The sequence below is a fragment of the Roseburia faecis genome (assembly GCF_001406815.1).
GTDB classification, from domain to species: domain Bacteria; phylum Bacillota; class Clostridia; order Lachnospirales; family Lachnospiraceae; genus Roseburia; species Roseburia faecis.
The window spans coordinates 84485-97317 of record NZ_CVRR01000019.1 but is presented as its reverse complement, the minus strand read 5'-3'; the positions used below and the strand labels follow the sequence as shown (position 1 = coordinate 97317).

The following is a 12833-nucleotide window of genomic DNA, read 5'->3' as shown; positions in this document are numbered from 1 at the left end:
TAGCACAGATTATTTCATAATCCTAATACATAATAAACATATTTACCATAACTATATTTTATGATATAATAACTTATTATAATAAACGGAGGCAATAATGAATCAGAATTTATCTTCTTACTGGATTTTTTATACGGTTGCCAATGCCGGAAATATTTCCAAGGCAGCCAAAGAACTCTACATCAGCCAGCCTGCCATCAGCAAATCCATTCAGAAACTGGAAGAAAATTTAGGATGCAAACTGTTTTCCCGCAGTTCCCGCGGCGTTGTACTGACGGACGAGGGCCAGTTACTTTATGGACATGTAAAGGAAGCCTTTGAAACACTGACACTTGGGGAAGACAAATTAAAACGCTCCATCGATCTTGGTGTCGGTCACCTGCAGATCGGTGTCAGTTCCACACTCTGCAAATTTGTGCTTCTGCCCTATCTGAAAGAATTCATACGGCAGAATCCGCATATCAGTATTTCCATCAACTGTCAGTCGACCAACGAAACGCTTGATCTGCTGGATGAAAATAAAATTGACATCGGTCTGATTGGAAAACCGGATAATCTCAAAAACATCAATTTTTACTATCTGGACAACATTGAAGACATTTTTGTAGCCAATCCGGACTATCTCTCAAATCTGAAAAAAAGAGGAATTACCAGAGATTCCATCCTTGGCAATTCCACACTTATGCTTTTGGATAAGCATAACATGACGCGGCAGTATATTGACGATTATCTGCAGGACAATCATATTTCCGTAGCGGAATCCATTGATATCTCGAACATGGATCTGTTAATTGATTTCGCAAAGATCGGTGTCGGCGTTGCCTGTGTCATCAAAAGTTTTGTCACAAAGGAACTCCAAGAGGGATCTCTCGTGGAAATTCCGCTCGGCATCCCGATCCACAAACGGGAAATCGGCTTTGCATACAAGGAAAACTTAAAGCCATCCAAATCCTTACAGACCTTTATTGACTTTTACCGTACTTACAGACCGGAGGAAACACTATGAAAGAACAGCTTCACACCATCCCAATTTCAGATGCCATGGCAAATGCCGGAGAATGTCCGTTCTGCTATATCGAACAAAAAACCGAAGAACACATGATGGATTTCGTCCTCGGACATGGTGCCTCCTACATGGAAGCCGATATCCGCGACATGACAGACCGGGAAGGATTCTGCCGCGCACATTTCAAAAAAATGTTTGATTATGGAAATTCGCTCGGCAATGCCTGGATTTTAAAAACACTGATGAAACGTCACGAAGAGGAAATGGATCATGTCTGGAAAACCTTCCGTCCGGACGCTGCTGCAAAACGCAGCAGTCTGTTCGGCAAAAAAACAGATGGTTCTTCCAATTCCATTGTCGAGTGGATCAACCGGCGGGAATCCACCTGTTTCATCTGTAACAGTATAAAAAATACCTTTCAGGCTTACATGAAAACCTTCTTTTCCATGTACAAAAAAGATGCGGATTTCCGTGCACAGGTGGCAAATACCAAAGGATTCTGCCTCGATCACTTTAAAGTTCTCTGCGAAGGTGCCGACGAACAGCTTTCCGGTGAAGAGAAAAAAGAATTCTATGCCACCGTCCTTCCTCTGATGAAGGAAAATTTCCACCGCGTCTATGAAGACGTTGCATGGTTTATTGAAAAATATGATTACAAAAACAAAGATGCCAGCTGGAAAGATTCCAAAGATGCCATTCAGCGCGGCATGCAGAAATTGCGTGGCAGCGACCCGTCCCTGCCTCCTCATGTGTTAAAAAAATAACTTTTAGTTTTTCCTTCCGGCAACTATAAGATAGCCCGCATCCATCAAAAGCATGCACAGAAATACAAGTGCCGCATAGCCAATAAGATACCCCGGATTTCCCATCCTGTCTACCAGCCAGACAAGCGGAGATCCGGCGGATGGCCAGTTCACAAACATATAATTCACATCATATCTTTTATCAAAACAGTAAATCGGTATCACAACCGCAGTCAGAAATAACACCACCTGCCAGAGTTTTGCAAAATCCGGTCGGATTTCATGGGATGCAAGTTTTCCTGCCACATACAGTACAATTCCCATATGAAACAAAAAACCTTCCAGTGTAATGAAATGAATGACCGGATAAAAGTTCCAGTTTGGAAATAAAAGTGCCAGCACTGTTCCCGGGAGACAGATGGTATACAGCACCTGCCCCAGCCATTTCCATTTCGTCAGACAATGAACGGCACACAAAATTCCAGCCATGCTGCACAGATGAAACGGGAGTTCATATAAAAACGCTTCATGGATCACCGCAATATAAATTGCTCTCACGACAATCCACACCACAAGGGAACATGCCGTCAGACCATCCATCCGGCGTTTTTTTCTTTCATCCCCTTTTTTATAAATCCATACATATCTGACGCATATGGCAAAAATAACCGAAAGCCACAACAGATGCCATGGACCGAACAACGCAAATCCAATGCCATCCGGAATATGGGTTTCATATGTAAAAAAATAAGAAAGATATGAAAGTTTCACATCAAAGACCTCCTTTTTTACAGTATCTGTGTTTTTCCTTTTTATTATGCAAAACACCCTGCGCCTTTTGCGCAGGGTGCCTTTCCCTTAGAAATCTTCTGTCTGCTGTTTTCTGGCAGACAGGAAACATTTTATTTCATTACAATGTTTACCAGTCTTCCCGGTACATAAATCTCTTTGACAATATTTCCGGTCAGTTTATCTGCAATGACTTCTTTTGCCTTTGCAATTACCTGATCCTTCGGATCATCTTTCTGGATACCAAGCGTTCCCTTTACCTTACCATTGATCTGAACGGCAATCTCCACGGAAGATTCCACCGTCTTTGCCTCATCGAACTCCGGCCATGTCTGCTGATATACTCTTCCCTCGCATCCGATAATCTGCCACATTTCTTCTGTGATATGCGGAGCAACCGGATTCAGCAGAATGATCAGTGTCTTTAACTCTCCCCTGGTGATAGAGCCTTTTTTATAAAAATCATTCAAAAGTGTCATCATGGCAGCAATCGCCGTATTGTACTTGAGGTTTTCAAAGTCATTGGAAACCTTCTTGATGGTCTGATGCATCTTGGTCTCAAGATCCTTGGAGTATCCCTCCTCATCAGTCATAAGATCCTGCAATTTCCAGACACGGTCTAAGAATCTACGGCATCCCTTTACTCCATCTTCCGACCAGGATGCAGCCAGATCAAATGCTCCGATGAACATTTCATACGTACGCAGGGTATCTGCACCATACTCCTGCACAATATCGTCTGGATTGACTACATTTCCTCTGGACTTTGACATCTTCTCTCCGTTCTCACCGAGAATCATGCCATGGGAAGTACGCTTCTGGTATGGTTCCGGAGTCGGAACAACGCCCTGATCATACAGGAATTTATGCCAGAATCTGGAATACAGCAGATGCAGGGTCGTGTGCTCCATACCACCATTGTACCAGTCAACCGGCAGCCAGTATTTGAGTGCTTCCGGACTTGCCAGTGCCTTGTCATTGTGTGGATCGGTATAACGCAGGAAATACCAGGAAGATCCGGCCCACTGCGGCATTGTATCGGTCTCACGCTTTGCAGGACCACCACAGCATGGACAAGTCGTATTTACCCAGTCGGTCATTGCTGCAAGCGGAGATTCTCCGTTGTCTGTCGGCATATAACTTTCTACTTCCGGAAGAAGCAGCGGCAGCTCGCTCTCATCGATCGGCACATACCCACATTTATCGCAGTGAACAATCGGAATCGGCTCCCCCCAGTAACGCTGACGGGAGAATACCCAGTCTCTTAATTTATAATTTGTCTTTGCCTGACCAATTCCTTTTTCTTCCAGGAATTTGATCATCTTTTCCTTTGCATCTTTTACTTCCAGGCCGTTTAAGAAGTCGGAGTTGATCAGCACACCCGTCGCTACATCGGTAAAAGCAGCCTCATTGACATCCACTTCTTCTCCGTTCTTTGCAACTACCTGAATGATCGGAAGATGAAATTTCTTTGCAAACTCCCAATCTCTCTCATCATGTGCCGGAACTGCCATGATAGCACCGGTACCATAGCTCATCAGTACATAATCAGATACCCAGATCGGAACTTCTTTTCCGTTGACCGGATTGATTGCAGTCAGACCGTCAATTGCCACACCAGTCTTGTCTTTTGCAAGCTCCGCCCGCTCAAAATCAGACTTTCTGGAAGCCTGCTCGCGGTATGCAACGATTTCCTCCCAGTTTTTAATCTGATCCTTGTACTTATCCAGATATGGATGCTCTGGTGAAACAACCATATAGGTAACACCAAACAATGTATCGCAGCGTGTGGTGTAAATACGCAGCTTATCTTCTGTATCTTTGATCTGGAAATCAACCTCGGCACCTGTAGAACGTCCGATCCAGTTTTTCTGTGAAACCTTGACACGTTCAATGTAGTCTACATCATTCAGTCCTTCGATCAGCTTATCCGCATAATCGGTAATCTTTAACATCCATTCGCTCTTTACCTTGCGGACAACCGGAGCACCACACCGCTCACATACACCGTTTACAACTTCCTCGTTTGCAAGACCTACCTTGCAGGAAGTGCACCAGTTGATCGGCATCTCTTTTTTGTATGCAAGACCGGCCTTGAACAATTTCAGGAAAATCCACTGGGTCCATTTATAGTACTTTGGATCTGTTGTATTAATCTCACGATCCCAGTCAAAAGAATATCCCAGAGAATGTAACTGATCCTTAAAATGCTTTACATTATTTTCGGTTACGATTTTTGGATGAATTTTATTTTTAATTGCATAGTTTTCTGTCGGAAGTCCAAATGCATCCCATCCCATCGGATATAATACATTATATCCCTGCATTCTTCTCTTACGGGCTACAATATCCAATGCTGTATATGGTCTCGGATGACCAACGTGAAGTCCCTGTCCGGATGGATATGGGAATTCAACCAACGCATAATATTTCGGTTTGGAATAATCATTGGTTGCAGCAAAAGCCTTTTCATCATCCCAGACTTTCTGCCACTTTTTCTCTACCACTTTGTGGTTGTATACTTCTGCCATGTCTTCGCCTCTTCATTTTTCATATTTTTTCACAATACATTTATTTTACACATACCGGGGTAGTTTGTCAAATGTCACCCCGGCACAAAAACAAAAACCCCGATGATGGTACTCACCGGGGTTTTTAAAATCAGTTTCTGATTAGTTGTTGATGAGCTTGTCGCTCTCGTTGTTCCAGCTGTACAGCTTACGGATCTCAGCACCAACCTTCTCTGATGGATGCTCAGAAGCAAGCTTTCTCATAGCCTTGAAGTGAACCTGACGTCCTGCCGGAGACATATCCAGTAAGAACTCTTTTGCAAATGTACCATCCTGAATATCAGTAAGGATCTGCTTCATAGCCTTCTTTGTCTCAGCGGTAACAATCTTTGGTCCGGTGATGTAATCACCATACTCAGCTGTATTAGAGATAGAATATCTCATTCCTGCGAAACCTGACTGGTAAATTAAGTCTACAATCAGTTTCATCTCATGGATACACTCGAAGTATGCGTTTCTCGGATCATAACCAGCCTCACAAAGTGTTTCGAAACCAGCCTGCATAAGTGCACAAACACCACCACAAAGTACAGCCTGCTCACCGAAGAGGTCAGTCTCTGTCTCTGTACGGAATGTTGTCTCAAGAAGTCCGGCTCTTGCTCCGCCGATTCCAAGACCATATGCAAGTGCAAGATCCCATGCCTTTCCGGTAGCATCCTGCTCAACAGCGATCAGACAAGGAGTTCCCTTACCAGCCTGATACTCAGAACGTACTGTATGTCCTGGTGCCTTAGGTGCGATCATTGTAACATCGACATCCTTTGGTGGCTTGATGCATCCGAAATGGATATTGAAACCATGTGCGAACATTAACATGTTACCTGGCTCAAGGTTTGGCTCGATATCTTTCTTGTACATATCAGCCTGTAATTCATCGTTAATCAGAATCATGATAATATCAGCTTTTTTAGCAGCTTCTGCTGCAACGTATACCTTAAATCCCTGCTCTTCGGCTTTCTTCCAGGACTTGCTTCCCTCATAAAGACCGATAATGACGTTGCATCCGGACTCCTTTAAGTTTAATGCATGTGCATGTCCCTGGCTGCCATAGCCGATGATTGCGATTGTCTTTCCATCCAGTAATGAAAGGTTACAATCTTCCTGATAAAAAATTCTTGCTTCTGACATATCATTGTCCTCCTAAATATGTATACTCTTATATAAAAAAATATTTTTAATAAGTAGCCGTAACTAATCCAAAAAACGGACATCCGACGATCCACGGGTAAGTCCCGTAATTCCGGTACGCGCAAGTTCCAGAATTTCATATCCATCCAGCAGATCTAAAAAGGCATCCAGTTTATCCTGATGTCCTACCAGCTGAATTACCATGGAATCGTTTGTGACATCTACGATCTTTCCATGAAAAATCTCTGTCACATTCATGATCGGCTGACGCTCAGTATCCTTTGCGCGGATCTTTACAAGAATCAGCTCCCGGGTAACAGAAAATCCCGGTTCCAGTTTTTTGATATCCAACACATCTTCCAGTTTCAGTAACTGTTTCTCGATCTGATCCAGAATAAGTTCATCACCACTGGCAACAATTGTAATTCTGGTATATTTCGGATCTGCAGTCACACCGGATGAAAAACTGTCAATATTATATCCGCGGCGACTGAACAATCCGGATATCCGGCTCGTCACACCTGGGTTATTTTCCACTAAAAGCGATAACGCCTGTCTTCTCATATCTCGAAAACCTTCTACTTTCTTTGTGTTGTTTAGATCATAATACTATAATCTGTGTTTGTCAAGCACTATTTTTATTATAACTTTCGGTTATATTATGAATAACTCCCATCTATCAGAATGGGACTTTAAAAGTGAAACATATGGGAATAAAGAAAGGTTCCGATTCCCACCCCCAGTAAAATGATCACAATAATTTTCATAAGAAGCGCGATCACACTGCAGATCACACCCGCAAGAGCCATCCCTCTGCTGCTTCCGTACTTTGGCTTCTGTAATGCGATAATTCCAAGAATCAGGCCTGCCGCAGCGACAAAGAATGTCAGCCATTTTCCTCCGGCACAGCATGCCAGCAGAATGGCAACAATCCCAAGGATCATGGAGGCAATTCCAAGCCCGTTTGCACCTTCATCCATATTCTGCGGTGTTCCACCATAAGTATACGGATTATCCGGGTTTACAGGTGTTCCACAATATCCGCACATAATCGAATCATCGGGAATCTCTCTTCCACATTTTCTGCAATACATAATTTCTCCTTTGTTTAATACAATGTCTTAATGGCTCCATTATAATACTGAAGGATTTTTAAAGCATCCGTCAGATCCACTTTTCCGTCACGGTTTACATCTGCCGCAGTCTTTTCCGCGTTTGTAAATGTTTTCGTGTTGTTATAATACTGAATGACATATAACACATCCACCAGATTAATTTTCCCGTCACCACTCACATCTCCAAGCGTATGTACCTGATCCGTGATCGTCACACTTGAGGTCGCCGAATTATAGGAAAAGATATCTCCCTGCTGGTCTTCTACAGATTCTATGGCAACCGTAACATCTGTACTGATTCCATTATTGGAGTATGCTGTCATCCCATTCGCAAGCTGAAAATCAATGTACATCAGATTTCCTGAAGTATTGACATCTGCTGTTGCGGTATATTCCGTTGTCAGATATCCTCCGTAGGAAGACATATTATAATCACTCTGTGTAAGTGTCGACTGCACTTCCGGTGCCAGTGTTATGGACTGAAAAGCAAGAATATTTTTATTATAAGTAATCCTAAGCTTAATTTTATTAAATCCGTCATTTCGGGAAAAATACACCGGTACGGAAATCCGTCCGTTTCCCTTTACAATTCCAAGAGATAGCGTAACGGCCTTTGCCTGGGAATTGGTCAGTGTGAGTTTCTGCGTTTTCAATTCCACATCCGTTCCATTTGTCCGAAGATAGGACGGGCTAAAGGTAATATCCGTCTTAATCACCGGTTTTGCCGATGTAAATTTCAGTGTGGCAATGGATGATCCTGTCACTTTCACAGGGTCTGCAATCTGCCCGGTTGTATTTCCTGCCGCATCCTTTTTATAATAATCCACGGACAGAAAATGTGTATACCCATTATAGGAAGCCTTCCACTCTCCGTTATTGTCTGTCTTTCCGGATGTGGTGCCCCCGCCAACAACTACCGTAACCGAAGTAAATACTGAATTGTCATAAGTCAGGTATCCTCCGAATCCGGAAGTCTCCGCATTGACAGAAAATGTCACATCAAATGACTGTCCCGCATTTAAATTGATGGAGTCACTGGCAGTCTTCATTTCCAGCGAACCTGCAGCAGCCGTTGTTGTTGCTGCAAATACGTCAGGCGACTTCACGCCGGCTCCCACAATGACCATACATGCCAGCATGATTCCGGCTATTAATTTCTTTGCTTTTTTCATAAGAATTCCCCCACTTGTATGTGTTTTGATCCTCTGTAACTCATTCTATGTCTTATCCTACCATTCTCTGTAGCAAAAGGCAAGAAGTAACAAAGCCGGAAATTTATATGGTTTCCCTGTGATTTTCATCCATCATTCTCCTTAACCGTTCGATTGCCGGATAATTATTGGGATTGATCTGCTCTTTCGGTGGGAGTTCTTCCATACGGAAAAAACAAAGTTTTTCTACTTCCTCCTGCTGGCAAATGATCTGCCCGGAAAATTCCCGGCATAAAAAGATCTCTTCTGCGGCATAAATTTCATCCCCGTTTGGATAGACATAATGTACTTCTTCTCCGGAGACATTCATAAAGTGTTCGAGTTTTCCGCAGATCAGTCCTGTTTCCTCCCGTACTTCCCGTCTGGCACAGTCTTTGAAGCTCTCCCCGAGTTCCATAGAACCCCCGGGATATCCCCATAACCCGTTGTCTGCACGTTTCTGCAGAAGCAGCTCCCTTTTTTCATTCAAAAGCAGCACTCCTGCACAAGTCATAATCAACGGCCGATGACCTACCTGTTTTCTCAATTCCAATATATATCCCATATGTTTTGTTCTCTCTTTCTTTTTTCTGTCTCCATCATAGCACGAGAAAGGAAAAAAGAAAACCGCGCATCTTTTCAGATGCACGGCACTTGCTGAGTAAAACGTAACGCTAATATACAAATACAACGTTACCATGTCCGGATTTTCGGTTTCAGACTATTGTAATGTATCATATTTTTAATACTTACCGGATTTTTATAAAGTTTCATCAAAAAACCGAAGCATATGCTCGCTCCATGCTTTGGCTGAAGTACCATATCCTAACCCGATGCCGTGATCTCCCGTCGGAAAAGTCTCACACAGATGCTTCACCCCTGCTTTCGTAAGTGCCACGTCTAACCGGGTCGTATTGCTGGCCGGAACACAGCCGTCATCGAGATTCGCATAAGCGTATGTTGGCGGATAGCCGGTCAGATCGTGAAGTTCTACCGACAGTTTTTTCTGAAGATCCGGGTTTCCGCCTGTATTACAGCGACAGCTTCCCTCATGATATTCCGAGGTAAAACTGATCACCGGGTACAACAGTCCTACCCCGTCCGGCCGCGCAGAAATCCTTCCATATAGTTTTTCCAGCTCCGGATGCACACAAAAAATTTCTGTTTTCAGCTCTTCGTGCAGCATGGCCGTGCTTGCGCACAAATGCCCGCCTGCAGAAGCTCCCACCACAAGAATACGGTTTTCATCAATGCCATACTGCCGTGCATGTGCACGTACATGCATCACAGCCAGTGCCAAATCCATCTGACACTGCGGATAGGTATTGGGCTGGATGCAATAGCTTAAAATAAAACATATAGTTTCACTCCCTGCCAAAAACCATATCATAAATCACATCCGTAATTTCAGAATTGTCCGGCAAAATACCTGTTATAAAAAGTCACGCAGCATACGTTTTCTGCTCGGTGCACCAAGTTTACGCAGTGCCTTTGCCTCAATCTGACGGATACGCTCTCTTGTCACATGAAACATCTGTCCCACTTCTTCCAGCGTGTGCGGCTGATTTCCGTCAAGACCGAACCGCAGTGTGATCACTTCCTGCTCACGATCCGTCAGGTCTTTCATGGCAAGTGAAATCTGCTTATTACGCATCTCCGCAATCGCATTCTCCTCCGGGGATAACGCATTGGAATCCTGCACAAAATCACCCAGATGGGAATCGTCCTCATCCCCTACCGGAGCCTCCATGGAAACCGGATCCTGACTAAAACTCATGATCTCCGTTACACGATCTTCATCTTCGCCAAGCATCTCCGCAATTTCCTTATTGGAAGGTTCTCTTCCCAGCTCCTGTGTCAGGGTACGGCGTGCACGGACAACCTTATTGATTGTCTCCACCATATGTACCGGAACACGGATCGTCTTTGCCTGATCTGCAATTGCACGGGTAATTGCCTGACGGATCCACCATGTCGCATATGTGGAAAACTTAAATCCTTTTTCGTACTCAAACTTATCGACTGCTTTCATCAGGCCGATATTCCCCTCCTGAATCAGATCCAGAAGCGGCAATCCCCTGCCGACATACTTCTTGGCAATACTTACTACCAGTCTGAGATTGGCTTCAATCAGTTCCTTCTTGGCTTCCGGATCCCCCTCACTGATCCGCTTGGCAATCTTTTGCTCTTCTTCCATGGTAAGCAGACGCACCTGTCCGATCGTCTTTAAATACTGACGTACCGGATCCGTGATATCCGCCCCCTCCATAACCGAGAGATCTTCCTCGATATTTTCCTCGGAATCTTCCTCAATATCATCATCAATATCCAAAAGAATCTTACTTTCTTCCAGTTCTTCGTCATCCACCTCATCCGGTTCTTTCTCCTTTGCAGACAAAGAAACCGTCTGCTCCATGTCATTTTTTGAGCGAAGGACTTCGATCTTGTTATCTTCTAAAACTTTTAAAATGTTGTCAAACTGCTCAGAGGAAATCTCTACCCCTGAAAATGTATCCAGGATTTTGCTGTATGCGATCTTATCCTGATTCTTTTTGCCCTGTTCGATCAGGCCTGCTACCATTTGAATAATAGAACGTTTATCTTCTGTCACGAAAAATACTCCTTATCAATAAATTCCCCTATTTTATTTTATATCTTCTTTTAGGTTCTAAAACATTTTACCACAATTCAAAAATAATTCCACACCTTTTTTCGTATTTATGTTCATTATTTGATACTGCCGTTTATTCTCCCCTGTGCTCTGCTCCTGCATTGCCTTGTTATTCCCGGCTCTTTCGTCCTGCTGGTGGCAGCCGATCCCCCTCATGTATCTCTGATACCCTGTCAATGCCCTGTCTCTCATAACTCCGGTGGGCGGTGTCGTTTGGAATGTCCGGATTGTATACAGGCTTTCCATACTTCCGTATTACTATTGTTATTTATTGTGACAAATATTTTGTCTGAATACTTATCGCCAACCCTGTTTGATTCAATTTCCGATTTTGGAATAGCCTTCTTTCATACGCTCCATAGTTTGCCCCATTGGCAGCTTTCCTGAAGAAGTGATTTCCAATCGGTTGTCATATACCACAACCTGTATCGTACCATGATCCAGATAACGATATTTAATGGTATTGAATCAAAAATATTATGTCTCACTTTATTCTCTTCTTTACAGGCACTTTCTCGGCATATTCCTGTTCCAGTTCCTCCGCCAGATACGCATCGCTCATGCAGTGCATATCGGAAACACCATCACGGATCAGCTGATAAACCAGTGAATGATAAAAGAAATCCAAAGCCGCATCCAGTGAAAGTCCCTGCTGTTTAGCAAAGCATTCAATAACACGGCTATATTTTTTCTGAAGCAAAATCGGATTCGCTGTCATAGTGTTTCACTCCCTTCAAAACGCAGCAGAGACAGTGCTTTCTCTGTGCGGAAACATATTTGCAGGTTCGGCTTTTCATAACGCAGGCGGCTGATAGCTTCCGTTTTATCAATCAGTCCGTCAAAGAACAGCTCCACCGTATTGAACACCTTATCATTGGCAACACCGCCTACAACAAGGTCATAATCCGTCAAATCTTTTCCACTGCGGCAGTTCAGAATAAAATCCAGCCATTCTTCGGAATAAGAATCGAATTTCAGCGTTTTCAGTTCAGCTTCCCGGCTTTCATCGTATTCATACCTAGAGATAATACCGTCTTTCCCACGGTGTTTGAACTTGCCGCACCACTTCGCTGCCTGTTCATACAACGGTGTGACATAAAAGCCACGCCCGAAGTCTACGTTAGGGCGGGAATGAACCAAATCCGGCTTAGCAATCTCTAAGAAAGAACCATGATAGAGAATCATACTTCCACGCCCCTTTCTTTCATCACATCAAGAAGATCATTAACGATATATTCCCGGCTCTGGGTATGCAGCACTTCATATTCCGGCACGATATAACCGTTCAGAATGTTGCTTTTTTCAGTAAATGCCTGATACACACGCTCTGCATCCACGCCCAGCTTTGCCGCTACATTTTCAATGCAAAATACGGCAAACTCCAACTCTCTGGAATTTTTGATTTTTTCATCCGTCATCACATGTCAACCTTTCCTATATTTTTAATAATTCATAGACTTTTTTTAAAATTCAACCTTTGTTCTATTTCCTTATCTGCACAATAAAATCAAAATAATCTTTTCCAATTTTAGTTTCGACATCTGGATAACCTGATGTATCAACTATCCAATGATTTTATGGGCTTTCCTTATATTGTATTTAATTTAAAATTATTTATTGT

Annotated in this window: 14 protein-coding genes and 1 pseudogene; 2 read left to right on the top strand and 13 right to left on the bottom strand. The window is 43.3% G+C overall.

The genetic code is table 11. From position 1 onward, the window contains the following. The first annotated feature begins 97 nt into the window (after positions 1–97). Complete coding sequence (locus tag M72_RS07575; protein ID WP_022047097.1) at positions 98–1006, top strand: LysR family transcriptional regulator; 909 nt, start codon at positions 98–100, stop codon at positions 1004–1006. Continuing rightward, entirely contained in the window at positions 1003–1770 is a 768-nt protein-coding gene (locus M72_RS07570; protein WP_222149854.1) for a DUF6062 family protein, read from the top strand. Before M72_RS07575 ends, M72_RS07570 begins: the two co-directional genes overlap by 4 nt. Before the next feature lie 3 nt (positions 1771–1773). Here the strand turns inward: M72_RS07570 and M72_RS07565 are convergent, their stop codons facing one another. The 13 genes and pseudogenes from M72_RS07565 to M72_RS07505 all read right to left on the bottom strand — a co-directional run bounded on the left by M72_RS07565 (position 1774) and on the right by M72_RS07505 (position 12633). Continuing rightward, positions 1774–2520, bottom strand: a complete 747-nt coding sequence (locus M72_RS07565) for a YwaF family protein (protein ID WP_055067785.1) — start codon at positions 2518–2520, stop codon at positions 1774–1776. A gap of 131 nt (positions 2521–2651) precedes the next feature. Then, entirely contained in the window at positions 2652–5069 is a 2418-nt protein-coding gene (gene leuS / locus M72_RS07560; RefSeq protein ID WP_055067784.1) for a leucine--tRNA ligase, read from the bottom strand. 141 nt (positions 5070–5210) lie between these two features. Beyond that, entirely contained in the window at positions 5211–6236 is a 1026-nt protein-coding gene (ilvC, locus tag M72_RS07555; protein WP_055067783.1) for a ketol-acid reductoisomerase, read from the bottom strand. Positions 6237–6299: 63 nt separating this feature from the next. Further along, a complete protein-coding gene (ilvN, locus tag M72_RS07550; protein ID WP_055067782.1) occupies positions 6300–6800 on the bottom strand; it encodes an acetolactate synthase small subunit in 501 nt (166 codons plus the stop codon). Between the two features lie 128 nt (positions 6801–6928). Then, positions 6929–7330, bottom strand: a complete 402-nt coding sequence (locus M72_RS07545; protein WP_055067781.1) for a zinc-ribbon domain-containing protein — start codon at positions 7328–7330, stop codon at positions 6929–6931. A gap of 14 nt (positions 7331–7344) precedes the next feature. Next, positions 7345–8523, bottom strand: coding sequence for a dockerin type I repeat-containing protein (locus tag M72_RS07540; protein WP_055067780.1), 1179 nt, complete (start codon positions 8521–8523; stop codon positions 7345–7347). Between the two features lie 103 nt (positions 8524–8626). After that, the gene (locus M72_RS07535) at positions 8627–9106 is read right to left on the bottom strand and encodes an NUDIX hydrolase (protein ID WP_055067779.1); all 480 of its coding nucleotides are present in this window, start codon (positions 9104–9106) and stop codon (positions 8627–8629) included. 195 nt (positions 9107–9301) lie between these two features. Then, entirely contained in the window at positions 9302–9931 is a 630-nt protein-coding gene (locus M72_RS07530; RefSeq protein WP_055067778.1) for an alpha/beta hydrolase, read from the bottom strand. A 42-nt stretch (positions 9932–9973) separates the two neighbouring features. Further along, positions 9974–11122, bottom strand: coding sequence for an RNA polymerase sigma factor RpoD (gene rpoD / locus M72_RS07525; protein ID WP_055067944.1), 1149 nt, complete (start codon positions 11120–11122; stop codon positions 9974–9976). Positions 11123–11533: 411 nt separating this feature from the next. Next, positions 11534–11659, bottom strand: a pseudogene (locus M72_RS18100) (ATP-binding protein); the annotation flags it as partial. A gap of 37 nt (positions 11660–11696) precedes the next feature. Continuing rightward, complete coding sequence (locus tag M72_RS07515) at positions 11697–11930, bottom strand: DUF3791 domain-containing protein (RefSeq protein WP_055067776.1); 234 nt, start codon at positions 11928–11930, stop codon at positions 11697–11699. After that, entirely contained in the window at positions 11927–12397 is a 471-nt protein-coding gene (locus M72_RS07510) for a DUF3990 domain-containing protein (RefSeq protein WP_055067775.1), read from the bottom strand. Before M72_RS07510 ends, M72_RS07515 begins: the two co-directional genes overlap by 4 nt. Then, a complete protein-coding gene (locus M72_RS07505; protein WP_055067774.1) occupies positions 12394–12633 on the bottom strand; it encodes a DUF3791 domain-containing protein in 240 nt (79 codons plus the stop codon). The genes M72_RS07510 and M72_RS07505 overlap by 4 nt, the downstream gene beginning before the upstream one ends. Positions 12634–12833 lie beyond the last annotated feature (200 nt).